The 17,487-nt window shown below is 49.9% G+C and carries 17 protein-coding genes; 9 read left to right on the plus strand and 8 right to left on the minus strand.

Going from position 1 to position 17,487, the window contains the following annotated elements:
* Positions 1-68: 68 nt before the first annotated feature.
* Positions 69-1,037: a calcium/sodium antiporter gene (locus ACXAGC_RS13700; RefSeq protein ID WP_474844819.1), complete on the minus strand. Its 969-nt coding sequence runs from the start codon at positions 1,035-1,037 to the stop codon at positions 69-71.
* 315 nt (positions 1,038-1,352) lie between these two features.
* Between ACXAGC_RS13700 and ACXAGC_RS13705 the strand changes: the two genes are divergently transcribed.
* Positions 1,353-2,801 carry a RimK family protein gene (locus ACXAGC_RS13705; protein WP_474844820.1) on the plus strand — a complete coding sequence of 483 codons (1,449 nt, stop codon included), beginning with the start codon at positions 1,353-1,355 and terminating at the stop codon, positions 2,799-2,801.
* Positions 2,798-3,949, plus strand: a complete 1,152-nt coding sequence (locus ACXAGC_RS13710; RefSeq protein ID WP_474844821.1) for a GNAT family N-acetyltransferase/peptidase C39 family protein — start codon at positions 2,798-2,800, stop codon at positions 3,947-3,949. The genes ACXAGC_RS13705 and ACXAGC_RS13710 overlap by 4 nt, the downstream gene beginning before the upstream one ends.
* A 53-nt stretch (positions 3,950-4,002) precedes the next feature.
* Here the strand turns inward: ACXAGC_RS13710 and ACXAGC_RS13715 are convergent, their stop codons facing one another.
* The 4 genes from ACXAGC_RS13715 to bioA form a co-directional block, all read right to left on the minus strand.
* Positions 4,003-4,269 (minus strand): hypothetical protein, encoded by a 267-nt coding sequence (locus tag ACXAGC_RS13715; RefSeq protein ID WP_119500843.1) that lies wholly within the window; start codon positions 4,267-4,269, stop codon positions 4,003-4,005.
* Positions 4,270-4,428: 159 nt separating this feature from the next.
* Positions 4,429-5,784 (minus strand): hypothetical protein, encoded by a 1,356-nt coding sequence (locus ACXAGC_RS13720; RefSeq protein WP_474844822.1) that lies wholly within the window; start codon positions 5,782-5,784, stop codon positions 4,429-4,431.
* Positions 5,785-5,936: 152 nt separating this feature from the next.
* A complete protein-coding gene (locus tag ACXAGC_RS13725; protein WP_474844823.1) occupies positions 5,937-6,467 on the minus strand; it encodes a DUF2937 family protein in 531 nt (176 codons plus the stop codon).
* A 15-nt stretch (positions 6,468-6,482) separates the two neighbouring features.
* Entirely contained in the window at positions 6,483-7,754 is a 1,272-nt protein-coding gene (gene bioA / locus ACXAGC_RS13730; protein WP_474844851.1) for an adenosylmethionine--8-amino-7-oxononanoate transaminase, read from the minus strand.
* Positions 7,755-7,852: 98 nt separating this feature from the next.
* Here bioA and bioB point away from each other — a divergent pair, with 98 nt between their 5' ends.
* Genes bioB through bioD form a run of 4 tightly spaced genes read left to right on the plus strand, consistent with a single transcriptional unit; the run spans position 7,853 to position 11,579 of the window.
* Positions 7,853-8,953 (plus strand): biotin synthase BioB, encoded by a 1,101-nt coding sequence (gene bioB, locus ACXAGC_RS13735; protein ID WP_119500846.1) that lies wholly within the window; start codon positions 7,853-7,855, stop codon positions 8,951-8,953.
* Positions 8,953-10,110: an aminotransferase class I/II-fold pyridoxal phosphate-dependent enzyme gene (locus ACXAGC_RS13740; RefSeq protein WP_474844824.1), complete on the plus strand. Its 1,158-nt coding sequence runs from the start codon at positions 8,953-8,955 to the stop codon at positions 10,108-10,110. Before bioB ends, ACXAGC_RS13740 begins: the two co-directional genes overlap by 1 nt.
* Complete coding sequence (locus ACXAGC_RS13745; protein ID WP_474844825.1) at positions 10,107-10,901, plus strand: methyltransferase domain-containing protein; 795 nt, start codon at positions 10,107-10,109, stop codon at positions 10,899-10,901. Before ACXAGC_RS13740 ends, ACXAGC_RS13745 begins: the two co-directional genes overlap by 4 nt.
* Positions 10,902-10,904: 3 nt before the next feature.
* Entirely contained in the window at positions 10,905-11,579 is a 675-nt protein-coding gene (gene bioD, locus ACXAGC_RS13750) for a dethiobiotin synthase (RefSeq protein WP_474844826.1), read from the plus strand.
* Here the strand turns inward: bioD and pepE are convergent.
* Both pepE and ACXAGC_RS13760 read right to left on the minus strand, forming a co-directional pair.
* On the minus strand, positions 11,556-12,272 hold the full coding sequence (gene pepE, locus ACXAGC_RS13755; protein ID WP_474844827.1) for a dipeptidase PepE: 717 nt from the start codon (positions 12,270-12,272) through the stop codon (positions 11,556-11,558). The genes bioD and pepE overlap by 24 nt on opposite strands.
* 223 nt (positions 12,273-12,495) lie before the next feature.
* A complete protein-coding gene (locus tag ACXAGC_RS13760; protein ID WP_474844828.1) occupies positions 12,496-12,798 on the minus strand; it encodes a hypothetical protein in 303 nt (100 codons plus the stop codon).
* 210 nt (positions 12,799-13,008) lie between these two features.
* Here ACXAGC_RS13760 and pobA point away from each other — a divergent pair, with 210 nt between their 5' ends.
* A complete protein-coding gene (gene pobA, locus ACXAGC_RS13765) occupies positions 13,009-14,187 on the plus strand; it encodes a 4-hydroxybenzoate 3-monooxygenase (RefSeq protein ID WP_474844829.1) in 1,179 nt (392 codons plus the stop codon).
* A 73-nt stretch (positions 14,188-14,260) separates the two neighbouring features.
* Here the strand turns inward: pobA and gdhA are convergent, their stop codons facing one another.
* Complete coding sequence (gene gdhA / locus ACXAGC_RS13770) at positions 14,261-15,601, minus strand: NADP-specific glutamate dehydrogenase (protein WP_474844830.1); 1,341 nt, start codon at positions 15,599-15,601, stop codon at positions 14,261-14,263.
* A 190-nt stretch (positions 15,602-15,791) separates the two neighbouring features.
* Here gdhA and ACXAGC_RS13775 point away from each other — a divergent pair, with 190 nt between their 5' ends.
* Positions 15,792-16,481, plus strand: coding sequence for an SDR family NAD(P)-dependent oxidoreductase (locus ACXAGC_RS13775; protein WP_474844831.1), 690 nt, complete (start codon positions 15,792-15,794; stop codon positions 16,479-16,481).
* A 230-nt stretch (positions 16,482-16,711) separates the two neighbouring features.
* Positions 16,712-17,200 (plus strand): low molecular weight protein-tyrosine-phosphatase, encoded by a 489-nt coding sequence (locus ACXAGC_RS13780; protein WP_349585535.1) that lies wholly within the window; start codon positions 16,712-16,714, stop codon positions 17,198-17,200.
* Positions 17,201-17,487: the final 287 nt, after the last annotated feature.

The raw sequence follows: 17,487 nt of genomic DNA on the forward strand, positions 1-17,487 counted from the left end.
AACAAGCTCAACCAAAAAAGCGGCCTGTAGAGCCGCTTTTTAAACCATATGTTACCTGCAACGGGTTATCAGACGAAGGCTGACTGCACCAGATACCAGGTGTAAGCCACATATCCCAGTACAAATACACCACCTTCCAGTCTGTTCAGACGACCCTGACCTTTAATGCCGATACAGAAGATAAAGAGTGCCACCGACAGCCCTAACATGATCATGACGTCGCGGTAGAAAAAGCTTGGCTCAACCTGCATAGGCTGAATCGTTCCTGCGAGTCCTACCACTGCCAGCGTATTAAACATGTTCGAACCGATAACATTACCCAGTGCCAGGTCATGTTCACCCTTACGGATAGCCATCAGTGATGAGGCCAGCTCAGGTAGAGACGTGCCCACCGCAATGATGGTTAATCCGATAATGGTATCGCTGACACCAAACTGGGTGGCAATTTCCACTGCTCCCCATACCAGAATACGGGAGCTGGCGACCAGCAAAGCTAACCCGGCCAGCAGCCAGATCACATTGGTTTTAACGCTGGCATCGTCCGGATTAATTTCACCTTCATATTCAGCGGCAAGGGTATCACTGCTGCCTTTCATGCCAGTCCAGATACTCCAGCCCATCAGCAGTATGAATAAACCAAGCAGGGAGAATGCATCATCTTTGGATACATGAAAATCAATTAATTGCCAGCAGGCGAAAAAGGTAAGGCCAAGCAGAATAGGCAGTTCGCGGCGGATGATATCTGAGCGGACGGCAATAGGGCTGATAACCGCGGTCAATCCAAGAATGAGTGCGATGTTAGCGATATTAGAGCCGTATGCGTTACCTAACGCAATGCCTGAATTGCCCTGCATCGCAGCAAATACCGACACGATAATTTCCGGTGCAGAGGTACCGAATCCGATGATTAGCATACCAATGAGCAACGGAGATAAACCAAAATGCCGTGCCACACCGGCGGCACCACCGACAAATTTTTCTGCACTCCACAGCAGAACCAGCAGGCCTGCAATTATCGCTAAACTGGGTAAAAGCATATCAACTCCTTGGTACCCGTAACGGCGATAAGAATACGGGCGGGACATAGACAGATCATGTGACCACTATATAGCGTTTCTGCTGCGTTATTTAAACGTTCTCTGATAAAAAAATTAAAACGATTTAGTGCATAAAAATAACAGGCGGAACGCTATCACAAAAACTCATGGTAACGACAAAAAAAAGCCGTTCTGAAAACACTGGTGAATGCCAGCAGTTGAATTACACTGCCCGGACAGAAAAGGTTACCTTCAATGAAATCAACATTGTGGTAACAAATAGTTCTTACTTATTCAGGTATCAAGAAGCATTTCATGCATAAAACTCTTATCGTTGTTGACGACATTAGCGGTTTCACTCTGCCGGACCAGACCATTCTGACTTTTCAGGATTATCTGGATGAATTCCCGAAACGGAATGAACCCAAAACCCGTGTTATCAACTTGTGTGACACATCCCGCTATTTAAGTCAGGGATATTACTGTTCGTTGCTGGCGCAAGCGCGTCAACACCGTGTGTTACCGTCTGTAAAAACGATCAATGATTTGCGCATTGCCGATGAGGGCAGTGCCCGTTTACCGTTGCCGGACAAATTTAAATGGCCGGTGACAGAAGGCATCGAATCTTTCTTTGTACTGTTCGGTAAAACAAAAGATCAGGCTCTGTTGCCGGTTGCGGCCACAGCGTTTGAAGCATTTCCGTGTCCGATTTTACAGGTCACTTTACATATAGCTGCTGACAACATCGGCTTTATGGAAGTGCAGGCTCGTGGCTTTGCTGATTTGCCGGATTCACTGAAACAAGACTGTATTGATGGTTTACAGCAGTTCACACAACAACAGTGGCGCAGTGACCGCAAAGGCAAGAAGATGCGTTGGGATATGGCAATTCTGGTTAATCCTGATGAGCCGACACCTCCGTCTGACGACAAAGCGATTAAGAACTTTGTAAAAGCGGCTGAAAAAGCGGGCTTCAATGCTGAAGTGGTAACCAGTTTAACACCGGAAGCCGTGGGCCATTATGATGCCCTGTTTATCCGCGAAACTACCGCGATAGACCATCATACCTATCGTCTGGCCCGGGCGGCAGAGCGTGAAGGCCTGATTGTTATCGATGACACCCAGTCGATATTGCGTTGCTGTAATAAGGTGTATCTGCAGGATGCGTTTGCTTATCAGCAAGTGCCTGCACCGCGAAGTGAGATGGTTTCAGACAGCACTGATGACACCTGTCAGGAGTTGATTTCAACCCTGGGGTTACCTCTGGTGCTTAAGTTGCCTGAGAGTTCGTTCAGTCGTGGTGTGTATAAAGTGGAAAGTGCAGAAGCGTTGAAAACTCGTCTGGTAGAAATGCTTGAAGCGTCAGCACTGGTTTTGGTGCAGGAGTACGTGTTTACCGAGTTTGACTGGCGGATTGGTGTGCTTGGTGGCAAACCTATCTATGCCTGTCAGTACTTCATGGCACGCAACCACTGGCAGATTTACCATCACGAAGGTGACCGTTTCAGTTCCGGTGGCTTTAAAACCATGCCGACTTTTGAGGTGCCAAAAGCAGTCTTACAGGCGGCGATCAAGGCGGCCAAAGTGGTGGGTGACGGCTTGTACGGTGTGGATATTAAACACTCAGGCAACAAAGTGTACGTGATTGAAGTTAACGATAACCCGAGTATTGATTCGGGCGTCGAAGACAAATATCTGGGCAAAGAATTGTACCAGTTAATTATGCAGGAATTTGCAAACAGGTTGGAGTTACGCGGTCGATGAGCGCCAAACTTGCAGCTCGTGAAGTCGCAGAGCCCGTATTATCACTTTCACCGGTGACGGTACGGTCTGCGGCGGCTGAGGATTTATCGTCTTTGTGTGATGTTGAGCAACGTTGCTTTTCTCATGACAAATTAAGCCGTCGTCGTATGCGCTTTTATTTGACGGCGCCCCATGCTGAATTGCTGGTGGCTGAACGGGACGGCATTATACTCGGTTACGCATTGTTGTTATTACGACGCGGAACCATGCTTACGCGCCTGTACTCTATTGCAGTGCTGCCGGAGGCGAGGGGACAACAGGTTGCCCAATCGCTGATTGGTGAACTGGAAATCAGGGCATTGTCGCGGGGAAAGCGCTTTATGCGCCTGGAAGTGTCTGAGGACAACAAGGGCGCAATAACACTGTATCAACGTTTAGGTTTTAGTCAGTTTGGTATGTATAACGAATACTACGAAGATAAATCTGACGCCATTCGTATGCAGAAAGTACTGAACTATCCTTCCAGTACTGCAGAAGTTGATGTGTATCCGTGGTATCAGCAAACCACCGAATTTACCTGTGGTCCTGCATCGCTGATGATGGCGATGGCACAGTTGAATAATGAGTACGTGGTGTCGCAGGAAAAAGAGCTATCTCTCTGGCGACGTGCAACTACGATTTTTATGACGTCAGGTCATGGTGGTTGTCATCCGGTAGGACTGGCTCTGGCAGCGGCTGACGAAGGCTTTAAGAGTGAAGTATGGTTGAACCGTACATTACCGCTTTTCACTGACGGCGTAAGAACAGCTCATAAGAAAGACATTGTAGAGGTGGTGGAACAGGGTTTCCTGCATGAAGCCGGACAAAAGGGCATTACCGTTGATATTCACGAATGGAAAATGGAATCTTTGGATGCCTTGCTGGAAGAAGGCGCTGCGGTACTGTGCTTGATCAGCACCTATGCGTTTGATAAGAAAAAAGCGCCGCACTGGGTCACGGTGACAGCCTCAGACCAGCGTTGTTTCTATATTCACGATCCGGATCCTGAAATCTTTGAAGATCAGGTCGTCGAGTATCAGCACATTCCGGTCGCGCGGGAAGATTTTGTGCGTCTGGTCAGCTATGGCCGGCGAAAAGTCCGGGCGATAGTCATTATCAGAAAACGCTGAATTTAAAGCGCGGTGTGAGAATAAATCACTCCGCGCTTATTCGTTTTCAGTCTTCAACGGCTGATACGCGCGTTGAAGTTACGCAGTGCCTTTACCAGATTAGACAATTCTGCCGCTGAGCCCTGAAAAAGAGAAGGCTTAGTGAAAGTCGTGCCTTTACGGGCAGTGTTAAACGTACGTTTAATATCGAAGGCGGCAGTGCGGTCTGTGAGACGCTTCCATTCGCTTTGCAGAGAACCCGGAATAGCGTGGCGTTTTGCCAGAATGTTGTCTCGAATTTGCAACACTTGCCCAATCAGTAACGTATTTTCATTCAACATGGTTAAAACCTATTTCAATGTTGTTAGTAGTCTAAAGCCTTTATTTATGGGGTCCTGACACCAACTTATTGCCGTTTGACCCTGAATAAAGGAGCGCATTCACTTAAGACTGTTGCAACATCGATGCCTGTTTATCCTTTAGTATAATAAAAAGGCCGGTCAGTCCCGGCGCTTTACCTCATCGTATTGACGTTTGAGTAAGGATTCAGGCAGGTAAATAATAGCAATGTTCAGGGACCGGTCATCCTCTGCCAGCATTGCCGACTGTATTTGAATCTTTGTACCGTCGCGGCTGAACGTCGGGTGAGTATGATCTCTGGCCGAAGTTTTGTGGCCACCGCTGAGCAATTGCATTTCATCTGTGGTTCTGTCAATCAGATACAGATTACGTTCGAAGTCATCACCCACAGCCCAGCGCCCGTCCGGAGAACCGTGTACATGCCAAAGTCCGCTGCCGCTGCGGGTTTGCCCGGCAATTCGCATTTCATTTGTACGCAAGTTCACAATACCCAGTCCTGTGGGTTTCTGGCGGCTGGCTGACGGGCCCCATTCATCATCAGTACCGACGTCGCGATGCCCCATGATAGCAAAGGCTACTTCGTCCCTGGTGATCACTGCTTCATGGGTGACCCACTCATAATCTGCTTCAGGGTATAGGGCTTTGACTTCTCCACCGACTTTCATTGTCCACATTCGTTGTGGCGATTTGCCGCCGGTTTCCCAACAAAATACCAGTTCCCTGCTTACCCAGGGGTTAGTCTGTATGTGACCAAGCTGGAAGGGCAGTGCCACCACCATGTCTATCTTTCCGGTTTGAATATTCATACTGGCGATGCCTGTCGGGCCCGCGCCCATATTCCGGGGACCGAAATTTTCCTTGAGCGCAACCTTATCACTCAAGTGTCTGGCTGCTTCTTCCCGGCCAATACGGAAATAAATGATATCTTCGGCGGCATCCAGCGCCATATCTCCACCGGCCCCCATGGAGGCGGGTACAACTCCCACTGTTCGTTCATAGTGTCCTGACTGCTTCACTTCATTATTCTTTACGTCCTCGAGCAATGCTTCAATGTTCACTTCGATGATGGCTTTATCGTTCGGGTTATCGCCGTAACGGGGTTGGGCATCTGCTGCAACAGCAGGATCCCGCATCAAATAGAGCTTGCCGCTTCGCTGTGCATTCACCAGCATGCCAAAATAACCACCTTCACTGACCTGCACTAACAGGCCGGTTTCTTCGTTGACGGCCATGGCCTCTCCCGGCACCCGTGCAGACCTGAATACCAGCCACTCACCGTCAGCCGTCCATTGAGGATGAGTAGGGTAAATTTTGGCGTCACCCTTTGACTGCGTAGTTAGAAAGGCGATTTTTACACCGGTAACCGGATCGCGGATAACTTTTCGTTCCGAAGGAAAAGTGTCACCGGTGGCCGCGCTGGCCGGATTTTGTAACAGACAGGCAAACAATAATGCGAAAATGTAAAGCGGGTTCAGGCAAAAGGGGGTAACAGTCATGGCAATTTTCTTTTTGTGGTTAGCTGAACTGAAAGCAAACCACAGTGCTTACTTTTGCGCGACGGATACCTGATTTTTTTGTCAAATATGAAACACAGCAGCCAGAAGCGGTGCTAACTGCTTAACTTTTCACGGGGTCCCTGATGCTTATCTTAACTGAACCGGACCCGCGCCTTTCTCGCCTGACGCCAGTGATACACCCGGCGACCGGCCCAAAGAGGCGAGACCACAAGAATGTTCAATGCAATGGCAACAATCAGACTGAATACAATGGCCGCCGGTGTCAGGGGGATGGACGGCGCAAAATTATCCAGCACTCTGAATAAAGTATCTTTCCTTGCGGGGGCAAACATATAGCGGGCCTGCTCAAAGTAGTTGCCGGTGGAGAGGGTTTTTATGCCATTGTCTGCTTCTTCCAGTTTCGCTTGCAGCGCGGCTTTATTTTCAGCGTCCTGCTGCACCACGCCATCGGCGTTATTCCGCAGGCTTTCTATTAACGCATCTACAGAACTGAAATTGAATTGTCTGGCCAGATTTTCCAGCTCTATGACCTGTTCTCTGGTGGCATCGTAGTAGCCTGAGAGATACTGGCGGTAATGATCCGCCAGAATGGGAACCTGCAATGCAGCGATGAAGAGTCCTGCGAACAGAATTTTATCAATTACCCGGGCCATCAACTGCATTGTTCATCCTTTGTTTTACAGACTGGCTAAGGTGTCATAAATGCCCGTTGTCAGTCTTTCAAGTTGACTTTCAGTGATTATGTACGGTGGCATGATATAAACCAGTTTACCGAAAGGCCGGATCCAGATCCCTTTTTCGACGAAATGCTTCTGCAGTATGGCCACATTGACCGGTTGTTTCATTTCAACCACACCGATTGCACCCAGCACCCGCACGTCAGCCACACCGGGAAGCGCTTTGCAATTTGGCAGGCTGGCTTTCAGTTGTGATTCAATGCCGGCTACCTGTTTTTGCCAGTGCCCTTCATTAATCAGTGACAGACTGGCATTCGCTACAGCACAGGCCAGCGGGTTACCCATGTATGTCGGGCCGTGCATGAATACGCCGGGTTCTCCCTGGCACACACCTTGTGCCACATCTTCTGAGCATAATGTTGCAGCGAGTGTCAGATAACCCCCGGTGAGCGCTTTGCCTACGCACATGATATCCGGGCTGATATGTGCATGGTCACAGCCGAACAGTTTTCCGGTACGGCCAAATCCCGTGGCTATCTCATCACAGATAAGCAGCACATCGTAGGCATCACACAATTGACGGCAGCGTTTCAGGTACTCCGGATGATAAATCCGCATGCCACCGGCACCCTGAACCACCGGCTCAATGATGAGAGCGGCTAATTCATGATGATGGCGTTCAAATAATTCCTGCAGCGGCAAAATATCATCTTCACTGAAGGTCTGATCAAACCGGGTTTGCGGGGCCGGCGCAAACACCTGTTTGCTGAGTACACCGGAGAATAAGCTGTGCATCCCGTTTACCGGATCGCATACCGACATGGCGGCGAAGGTATCGCCGTGATAACCATTGCGGGGCGCGATAATCCGGTGCTTTTCCTGACGCCCCTGACAGGCCCAGTACTGCAAGGCCATTTTCAGTGCCACTTCAACGGAAACTGAGCCGGAGTCGGCCAGAAAGACCCGGTTCATGCCGTCGGGTGCCATATCAAGCAGCGTGCGGCAAAGTGATACCGCCGGGTCATGGGTCAGACCGCCAAACATGACATGGGAAAACTTGTCGATTTGCTGTTTGGCTGCGTTGTTCAATACCGGATGATTGTAGCCATGGATGGCTGCCCACCAGCTCGACATACCGTCGACCAGGTTCTCACCGGTGGCCAGAGTAATTTCTACGCCGTCAGCTCCGGTCACCTCAAAACAGGGCAGGGGGGAGACGGCAGACGTATAAGGGTGCCAGATATGCTGGCGATCAAACTCAATATTGCTCAAAATGTAACCATTGGTAAAGGTTTGGAAATGGTCAGAGTTGACAACTCTGTAACCAGGCATAGACTAAGCCAGCATTTCTCATTAGTAAAGGATAGGGCATGACCATCGCGTCCAACGCACCACAACATCAGGCAGACATTCGCCATGACTGGACCAAAGCCGAAGTTAAGGCACTTTTCGCATTGCCATTTAATGACTTACTGTTCAAAGCCCAAACTGTTCACCGTCAGTATTTCGATCCGAACGAAGTGCAGGTGAGCACGTTATTATCAATTAAAACCGGCGCGTGCCCGGAAGACTGCAAATACTGCCCGCAAAGCGCACGCTATGATACCGGATTAGAAAAAGAGCGCTTACTGGAAATTGAAAAAGTGATTCAGCGCGCTAAAGAAGCGAAAGCCACCGGATCCACCCGTTTCTGTATGGGAGCTGCCTGGCGTAACCCCCGTGACCGCGATATGCCTTATGTCACACAGATGGTGTCTGAAGTGAAAAAGCTTGGTCTGGAGACCTGTATGACGCTGGGTATGCTTACCCGCGAGCAGGCTGTGGCACTGAAGCAGGCCGGTCTGGATTATTACAACCACAATCTGGATACTTCCCCTGAGTTTTACGGTGACATCATTACAACCCGTACCTACGACGACCGTCTTAATACCTTGCAGAATGTGCGTGATGCCGGCATGAATGTATGTTCCGGCGGTATTGTGGGCATGGGGGAATCTGCAGAAGACCGTGCAAGCCTGCTGATGCAACTGGCTAATCTGCCGGAACAGCCGCAAAGTGTTCCTATCAATATGCTGGTGAAAGTAGAAGGAACGCCGCTGGATAAAGTGGACGATCTCGAACCATTCGAATTTATCCGGACCATTGCGGTCGCACGCATCATGATGCCTGCCTCACACGTGCGTTTGTCCGCCGGCCGTGAAAACATGAATGAACAGATGCAGGCGCTGTGTTTTATGGCCGGTGCCAACTCTATTTTTTACGGTTGCAAGCTGCTGACAACCTCTAACCCGGATACCCACGAAGACGTGTTGTTATTCCGCAAGCTGGGCATTAACGCTGAGCGTACCCGCGAGTTCTCTGATGAAGCTCATGAGCAGGCATTGCAGGAAGAAATTGCCGCGCAATCAGCGCCGGCTGACTTGTTTTACGATGCCACCGCGCCCCGTAAAACCGCGCCTGCGGAGGCCTGATGGCATTTGATTTTATCAATGCTGAGCTTCAGAAAAAGCAGGATGCCGGTTACTTGCGTCGCCGGCATTGTGTGGAATATGAAAAAGACGGCATTATTTGTATAGCCGGCGAGCACTATCTGAACTTTGCCAGTAACGATTATCTGGGCATGCGTCAGCATCCGGGTGTGCTGCAAAGCTGGGTAGAAGGCTTAGCCCAGTTTGGTGGTGGCAGCGGCGCGTCTCCGTTAGTGACAGGCTACACACAGGCCCATGCGGCCCTTGAAGCCTATCTTGAAGAGCATCTTCAGCGTGAAGCGGTACTGCTGTTTAATTCCGGCTTTGCAGCGAATCAGGCCATCTGTCAGGCACTGTTTCAAAATGGTGGCAACGTACTGGCCGACAAATATATGCACGCTTCATTCATTGACGGCGTGCTTGCCAGCAAAGCTGAATTCAAGCGTTTCCGTCATAACGATTTAGCGCACTGCGAAATACTACTATCCGGTTTATCCGGCGATACCCTTATCGCCAGTGAAAGTATTTTCAGCATGGACGGAGACAGCGCACCGGTTAAAGGACTTGTTTCACAAAGTCGTGACAGCGGCGCGTGGTTGATGCTGGATGACGCCCATGGATTTGGCGTACTGGGCGAAAATGGTTTCGGTGTGGCAGAGCACTATCAGCTTACACAGCAGGATTTGCCGGTACTGATGGGCACATTCGGTAAGGCGGTGGGTACAGCCGGTGCCTTCGTTGCCGGCAGTCAGGCCTTTATTGATTATCTGGTCAATCACGCCAGGCACTATATTTACTCCACCGCGCTGCCGGCCTCTCAGGCTATTGCTACCTTGTATTCGCTTACGGCCATATCAACGGGTGACGAGCGTAAAACGTTACATGAGAATATTGCGACGTTTCGTTCGCTTGCTCTGGCGCAGGGCCTTCAGTTAACTGAATCTGTCGGTGCCATTCAGCCTGTGATGTGCGGCGATCCTCATAAGGCGCTGGCGCTGTCAGAAGCGCTGAAACAACGTGGAATATGGGTACCGGCAATACGTTATCCGACAGTGCCGAAAGGGGCTGACAGATTGCGGATCACCATTACTGCTCAACACAGTGCCCGGGATATCAGCGTGCTGGTGGATGCATTAATGCTGGCTATGGAGGCGGTGTGAATCAACCCGCTTCAAAAACCGCTGAAACAGCCGTAACCCGCAAACAGGCGATTGCTGCTTGCTTTGACCGTGCTGCTCATTCATATAATCAGGTGGCAGGAGTTCAGGCCCGTATCGCTGCCCATGCCCGCAGTTTGTTGCACGTTGAACCGGGCAGCCGGGTGCTTGATATCGGCTGCGGCACAGGGCGGGAAACCGTGTTGCTGGCGAAAAACGGTGCACAAGTTACCGGTCTCGATATTGCCGCAGATATGCTCCAAAAGGCGCGGCGGGATTATCCGTCTCTGACATTCAAAGAAGGTGATGCGGATGCACTGCCTTTTTCTGCACAGCAATTTGATGCGGTATTTTCCTCAATGGCGTTGCAGTGGAGTGATGATCCTGCCACTGCGATGCCGGAAATTGCCAGGGTGCTTAAACCCGGGGGCAGAGCGCAGTTAGCCATTATGGTTGCCGGTTCTTTTCACGAGCTTATTCAGGCCCGTTCAGTGGCGGGGTTGCCTGAATCCGTAAACACTTTACCTCAGTCACTGGTGTGGGAAAAAGCCGCCTGTCAGGCTGGCTTTCAAGTAGTGAAAAGTACGGTTGAAACTTATACAGAGCACTTTGACGGAATACGCAGTCTGCTGCATTCAATTACTAAAGCCGGTGCTGGCTTATCAGACAGCGGACACGCACAACATTCTTTCACCCGCCATTCACTGAAAGCGTTGGAAAAGGCTTTCTGTACCGCCCCGGCCGGCACGCTGCCCCTCACTTATCACGTATTACAGATATCGCTGGAACGCTAATTTATGCATGCTTATTTTGTTACCGGTACCGACACCGAAGTGGGTAAAACCTTTGTGTCGTCTCTATTTTTACAGGCTGCGGCGCAATCCGGACTTTCCTCAGTGGGGTACAAGCCAGTCTCTGCCGGATGTGAAGTCACTGACGGCACGCTCAGCAACGAAGATGCAAGAGCTTTGCATGCAGCATCATCCTTGCCCGTATCACTTCAGGAAGTGAACCCGGTGACCCTTGAGCCACCTGTTGCACCGCATATTGCTGCAGAGCAGGCAGGTTTAAAAATTGAAAAAGAAGATCTGATTAAAGGGTACGAACATCTGGCAGGGATGCACCCTGACTTTATGCTCATGGAAGGGGCCGGTGGCTGGCGGTTACCGTTAGGCAATGGTCTCTGGATGCCACAAATCGTTCAGGCACTTAAGCTGGATGTTATTGTGGTAGTGGGCATGCGGCTGGGATGTCTGAATCATGCCGTACTCACCTGTGAAGCCATTTTGAATGACGGCCTGAACATTAAAGGCTGGGTGGCGAATCAGTTGTCTGCTGATATGCCGGTATACGATGAAAATCTGGCGACACTTAAAGCCGTGTTGCCTGCTCCTATGCTGGCCGAAATTCCTTTCGGCGCAGATGAGATTACGGTAGAGGACCTGGTATCAACGGTGCAGAAACTGGCTTAAGTCATCACCGTCTTTAATGGCGGTTTTTTGTTTTCCTGAGAATACAAAACCGCCATATTCCCCTTTAAATGTCAGTTTACCTTTAGACAGCTCAAGCGCAGTGCCTTCACGTATTGCCAGTACAGCTGTATCCGGATTCAGCTTCGTGAATTCAGCAAGACGTTGATCGCGGGTTTCCCCGTTAAAACCCGGCGGGTGGTAATCAGAATAATGCGGATTCAACTGACAAGGAAGCAGCGCAAGGGCGTCAAACGACGGCGGCTCGATAATAGGCATGTCATTGGTGGTTCTGATGGTAGCACCGCAAATATTTGAACCGGCACTCCAGCCGATGTAGGGAACGCCTGATTCAATGGCCAGGCATATAGGCGCAATAAGCGAGTTTTTATACAGATTTGCCAGCAAATTAAAGGTATTACCACCGCCGGTTAATATTGCTTTGCCTGCCTGAATGGCTTCTGTTACTGCTTGTGCCGGATGCTCAAATGTATGTAACCCGGTAACCCGGCATTCAGGTAAAGCAGCCTGTACTTTTGCCGTGTACTCGTCAAAAGATACTGTCACACCGGCGTAAGGAATAAACAGCACGTCCCGTTTGTCACCTAAATGAGAAAGGATCATGGGTTTGGCGTGGGCGAGATAGTCTTCGTCTCCCACACGGGAACTGCTGAGCATCAGCACATGAGCAGGCATGGTCACTCCGGAAATTGAATTTTTTGATTTTAAAAGATGATACGCGAACACGAACCCTGTGTTTAGTGTGGTGTACAAATAACTTTTTGGAAAGGGAGAGAGGAATAAAACCGGAACGGCGCGGTTACTTTTCATATTCTGTAACTGATTTCCCCTCAAACAGAACACAGTTTGAGGGGAAACGGTGGCATGGATGAGTGAAGGTTTACAACTGTATTACCACTCAGAATTGTCCCTGAGGCGGTCTCCGGCCAGGAGGCTCACCCATATTATCAGGCCGGCAGGCCAGTTCTTCTGATGAAGTGTCTTCGTCTGGTCCGGATGGCGGTGCCACACACTGGCCTGACACTGTCTCACCATCCCGGCCGCTCATGGAGCAACTGTCACCCTCTGATGAAGATGCACAGGCGTCAAATGCTTCCTGAGGGATTGAAGGCCTTTCTTCCCGTTCCGCTGCGCAGGCGGCAAGTGCACTGAACCCTGCTACAAAAATGACACAGCGCTTAATCGATTGTTTCTTTACCATAGTTTGTTCCGGTTGGGCTTAAGGTATTCTTAACTGACTACCGGAATGGTCTTTGTGTTCTTTTCTTTTCGATTTCTTTACGCTGTTCAACGGTATGTCAAATGTTAATTTGACGAAAAAGTACAATTGATTGCGGGAATAGTGACTAAACGCAGGTGTTAAATTCATTCACGATAGGTTAACAATTTAGCCCTTTGCCGGAAGAAGAAAATGAATACCACCAAAACTGATGTCGCTATTATCGGTGCAGGCCCGTCGGGACTGATGCTGGGCCACCTGCTCACTCAGGCAGGCATCAACTGTATCATCGTAGAACGTAAATCACCGGATTATGTGTTAAGCCGTATCCGCGCCGGAGTGCTTGAACAGTGCACCTTACAGGTAATGGAAAAGCTCGGTTTGGACAGCAGACTGAAAGCTGAAGGTTTACCTCACGACGGCGTTATTCTCGCTGATGGCGAAAGGGTCATTGAAATTGATGTGAAGGGTTTAACCGGCAGCCAGGTGGTTGTTTACGGCCAGACTGAAATTACCAAAGATCTCATGGACGCATCAGACAGTCGCGGTGTAATGCGGGTATACGATGCAGATGATGTTGCTCTGCATAATATTGAAACCGAAGCACCCTGCGTAACTTATACAAAAAACGGCGAACCTCATCGTATCGATTGTCGTTTTATCGCCGGTTGTGATGGCTTCCACGGGCCTTCCCGTAAAGCCATGCCGGGAAGCAACACGAACTACGTGGAAAAAGTCTATCCATTCGGCTGGCTGGGTGTGCTGGCAGATGTGCCGCCAGCCACACACGAAGTGGCTTACAGTAATCACGACCGCGGTTTTGCCTTATCTTCAATGCGGTCGCTTACCCGCAGCCGCTATTACATCCAGGTAGGGCTGGATGAAAAGGTGGAAGACTGGTCTGATGAACGGTTCTGGGATGAACTGGCTGTTCGTCTGGGTCCTGAGATCTCCTCAAAGCTGGTGACCGGACCTTCAATCGAAAAATCCATTGCACCACTGCGTTCATTTATTTTTGGCAGCATGCGTCACGGCAGCCTGTTCCTGGCGGGAGATTCTGCGCATATCGTGCCGCCCACCGGCGCGAAAGGGCTCAATCTGGCATCTTCGGATATCACCTACTTGTCGGCAGCAATAATCAGTTACTTCAAAGAAAAGCAATCTGATGGCATTAACCTTTACTCTGAAAAAGCGCTGAACCGCGTATGGAAGTCGTCACGTTTTTCATGGTATCTCACCACGCTGATGCACCGTTTCCCTGAAAGCGGAGAGTTTGATCGCAAAATGCAGGTGGCGGAACTGGAATACATTGCCGGCTCAAAAGCAGCACAGACCACTATTGCTGAAAACTACATAGGTCTGCCACTTTAACAGCGCTTTACATCATCGCCAGACGTTATGGAAATCCCGGCAAGCACGCCGGGATTTTTCTCTTATTAACGAACTACAGGCCCTGAGCAACCATCGCATCTGCCAGACGTCTGAATGCGGCGATATTCGCGCCCTTTGCATAATCAGTAAAACCGTCTTCACGGCCTTCTTTCACACATTGCTCATGAATGTGCTTCATGATTTTTTTCAGTTCTTTATCCAGTGTGTCATAACTGCTTCTGCGAAAACTGGCGTTCTGCATCATTTCCAGGCCTGACAATGCGACGCCGCCGGCGTTAGAAGCCTTACCCGGTACGAAAGGAATACGGTGTTCAGCAAACACTTTCTGTGCGTTAGCAGTGCACGGCATATTTGCACCTTCCAGCACATACTTCACGCCGTTCCGGCAAAGCATATCAGCGTCATCTTCATCCAGCTCATTTTGCGTCGCGCAGGGCAGGCAGATATCAGCGGAATGATGCCATGGCTTTTTGCCTTCGTGCCATTCTCCGCCACTCTTCTCCCTGATGGCTAAGAGGATGTTGTCATAGTTGTGCTTCTGCTCAATAGCAAACTGAATGTCCTGCTTTGACAAACCGTTCTCTTTTATCAGGCAACCACGGCTGTTCGACAGGCTTGTTACCACAGCGCCGGATTCACAGGCTTTCAGCGCAGCGTGCAGCGCAACATTGCCCGCGCCGCTGATACCGGTGCGTTTGCCTTCGAGGTTATCGTCATGAGCAGCCAATACTTCCTGCAACATGTAAATCAAGCCGAACCCGGTGGCTTCTGTGCGCACATGGCTGCCACCGAATGAGATGTCTTTTCCTGTCAGTGTGCCGCCAAATTGATTGTGGATACGGCGGTACTGGCCGTACATGAACCCGATTTCACGGCTGCTGACGTTTATATCGCCGGCGGGCACGTCGGTCTGCGGGCCGATATGACGCTGCAATTCAGCCATGAACGCCTGGCAAAAGCGCATGATTTCAGTGTCGCTTCTGCCTTTTGGATTGAAATCAGAGCCTCCCTTCGCGCCGCCCATGGGCAGGCCGGTTAATGCATTTTTGAAGGATTGTTCAAAGGCGAGGAATTTTAAAACAGACTCGTTGACGGTGGGGTGAAAGCGCAGGCCGCCTTTATATGGACCAATCAGGCCGTTGTGTTGTACGCGCCATCCACGGTGTATTTCGACCCCGCCGTCATCGTTCATCCACTGCACATTGAAGTGAATGATACGCTCGGGCACGCAGAGTCTTCTGACCACGTCATAGCGTTTGTAAGCTTCCGACGCGTTTGAGACTGGCATGACATGATCCACAATCTCCTCAACGGCCTGCAGGTATTCCTTTTGTTCGCCGTACAATTCTGTCAGCCATTTAAGCACGCTGTCACGATTTGATAGTTGACTCATAATGCATTCCGTTTCAATAAATTATTTGTATTGCTTACCTGTACGGCACTGATGTTGATCATTAATTCCTTGTCATCTGAGGTTTACGGCTGTTCTGAACGGGATTGCATGGACCGTGGTTGAACCTTGGCGGTAGTGGCGCGTACCCAACAATACAACTGACTTTATTCACTGGATGACAGGAGACATTATGACCTCAACTGTACTGGTAACCGGCGGCAACCGCGGTATTGGCCTGGAAATCGTTCGTGGCTATGCGCAGGCGGGCTTCAAGGTGTTGCTTGGCTGCCGGGATGAAGAAGCCGGCGAAGAGATTAAGAAGGACATTGTCGGCAAAGACATTCAGATAATAGAAATTAACCTGTCCAATGAAGCGGCAGCTAAAGAAAATATTATGCGTGCTCAGGCCATTTATGGCGGTGTGGATGTGCTGGTAAATAACGCCGGTGTACTCCATGAAGAAGACTGGCAGGACGTGTCTTCTGATTCACTGAAAGAGGCAATGCAGGTGCATGTAAACGGTCCGCTGACATTGATTCAGCAAATTCTGCCCGGCATGTGTGAAAGGGGGTATGGTCGCATCGTCAATGTCTCATCGGGGTGGGGCGCTTTTTCAGAAGGGATGGAAGGGCCGCTGGCCTATGCCGTCAGTAAAGCCGCGCTGAATGCACTGACAAAACACCTTGCCGCACAGGTGGCCGGCGAGAAGAATATTAAAATTAATGCCATGTGTCCGGGCTGGGTACACACCCGCATGGGAGGACGTGATGCACCGCGAACACCACAGCAGGGGGCTGAAACCGCCGTCTGGCTGGGACAACTTGGTAAGGATGGTCCTTCCGGACAGTTTTTCAGAGATAAAAAAGCTACCGGCTGGTAAACATACGTTGTCCGGCTTTTATGCCGGAGGCAGGCTGTATGTGCGGCCTGCTTTAATCTGCACTTACACCATCGACGTTAAGAATTCGTTTATGCACAGGCCAAATTATGGCAGTCTATACGGCGAAATTGTGGAAAGGATTTTCCTTAGGGTAGTACAGCGGGTCTGAACCGGGCGCCGGTCATAACTGGTTGCTTGACAGATATACCGCAGAAAATAAGAAAATTGACATGTTTAAGTCGAAAAAGAAAACATCAGTGCTTTTTGTGTGTCTGGGCAATATTTGCCGTTCACCCACGGCTGAGGCTGTTTTTCGTCACAAAGCGAAAGCGGCAGGTTTAGACCTCAAAATTGATTCGGCCGGTACCCACGGTTATCACATCGGAAAGCAGCCGGATGGTCGTTCGGTATCAGTGGGTGTGCAGCGTGGCTATTCCTTTAAAGGTATTAAATGTCGTCGTGTAGAAGATAAAGATTTTACTGATTTTGATTACATCATGGCCATGGACACCAGTAACTATGAGAATCTGATGAAGGTGAGTCCTGAGGAAGAACAGCACCGTATTCATTATTTTCTCGACTTTGCCCCGGGCGATGAAAAGGAAGTGCCGGACCCGTATTACGGCGGGAAGCAGGGTTTTGAACTGGTGCTGGATTTAATCGAGCAGGCATCGGATGGTTTTATCCGTCATCTGAAGCAACAAAAGCCGGCCGGTTAGGTCATTGCGGGCTGTAACGCCCGCTAAAAATTTGCTTCGCCATCTCTGTTATAAGCCATCGCAAAAAACTCACCAAATTTCTGTGATGAAACCTCCGGCACCGGTTGAATTGTGGTAGACTCCCGCCAGGTGTTTCATATAAAGACGTAGCTGTCAGCCTTATTGGCCGCAGGATACGCGATAAAGTACATTCAGGTTCATCATTGCACTTCGCAACCTTTCTGCTGAACCCGTTACACAAATCAGACTACACCAACAGAGACATGCATGAACTGATGCCGTTGAAG

It is taken from the genome of Alteromonas sp. AWJ4_197 (genome assembly GCF_056160285.1).

What these genes read in the sequence shown, in the direction of transcription:
- bioB (WP_119500846.1), top strand. Translation starts at nt 7,853, where the DNA reads ATGACCATCGCGTCCAACGCACCACAACATCAGGCAGACATTCGCCAT.
- ACXAGC_RS13720 (WP_474844822.1), bottom strand. Translation starts at nt 5,784, where the DNA reads ATGACTGTTACCCCCTTTTGCCTGAACCCGCTTTACATTTTCGCATTA.
- ACXAGC_RS13725 (WP_474844823.1), bottom strand. Translation starts at nt 6,467, where the DNA reads ATGCAGTTGATGGCCCGGGTAATTGATAAAATTCTGTTCGCAGGACTC.
- bioD (WP_474844826.1), top strand. Translation starts at nt 10,905, where the DNA reads ATGCATGCTTATTTTGTTACCGGTACCGACACCGAAGTGGGTAAAACC.
- ACXAGC_RS13780 (WP_349585535.1), top strand. Translation starts at nt 16,712, where the DNA reads ATGTTTAAGTCGAAAAAGAAAACATCAGTGCTTTTTGTGTGTCTGGGC.
- ACXAGC_RS13705 (WP_474844820.1), top strand. Translation starts at nt 1,353, where the DNA reads ATGCATAAAACTCTTATCGTTGTTGACGACATTAGCGGTTTCACTCTG.
- ACXAGC_RS13740 (WP_474844824.1), top strand. Translation starts at nt 8,953, where the DNA reads ATGGCATTTGATTTTATCAATGCTGAGCTTCAGAAAAAGCAGGATGCC.
- ACXAGC_RS13775 (WP_474844831.1), top strand. Translation starts at nt 15,792, where the DNA reads ATGACCTCAACTGTACTGGTAACCGGCGGCAACCGCGGTATTGGCCTG.
- ACXAGC_RS13760 (WP_474844828.1), bottom strand. Translation starts at nt 12,798, where the DNA reads ATGGTAAAGAAACAATCGATTAAGCGCTGTGTCATTTTTGTAGCAGGG.
- gdhA (WP_474844830.1), bottom strand. Translation starts at nt 15,601, where the DNA reads ATGAGTCAACTATCAAATCGTGACAGCGTGCTTAAATGGCTGACAGAA.
- ACXAGC_RS13715 (WP_119500843.1), bottom strand. Translation starts at nt 4,269, where the DNA reads ATGTTGAATGAAAATACGTTACTGATTGGGCAAGTGTTGCAAATTCGA.
- pobA (WP_474844829.1), top strand. Translation starts at nt 13,009, where the DNA reads ATGAATACCACCAAAACTGATGTCGCTATTATCGGTGCAGGCCCGTCG.
- ACXAGC_RS13700 (WP_474844819.1), bottom strand. Translation starts at nt 1,037, where the DNA reads ATGCTTTTACCCAGTTTAGCGATAATTGCAGGCCTGCTGGTTCTGCTG.
- ACXAGC_RS13710 (WP_474844821.1), top strand. Translation starts at nt 2,798, where the DNA reads ATGAGCGCCAAACTTGCAGCTCGTGAAGTCGCAGAGCCCGTATTATCA.
- pepE (WP_474844827.1), bottom strand. Translation starts at nt 12,272, where the DNA reads ATGCCTGCTCATGTGCTGATGCTCAGCAGTTCCCGTGTGGGAGACGAA.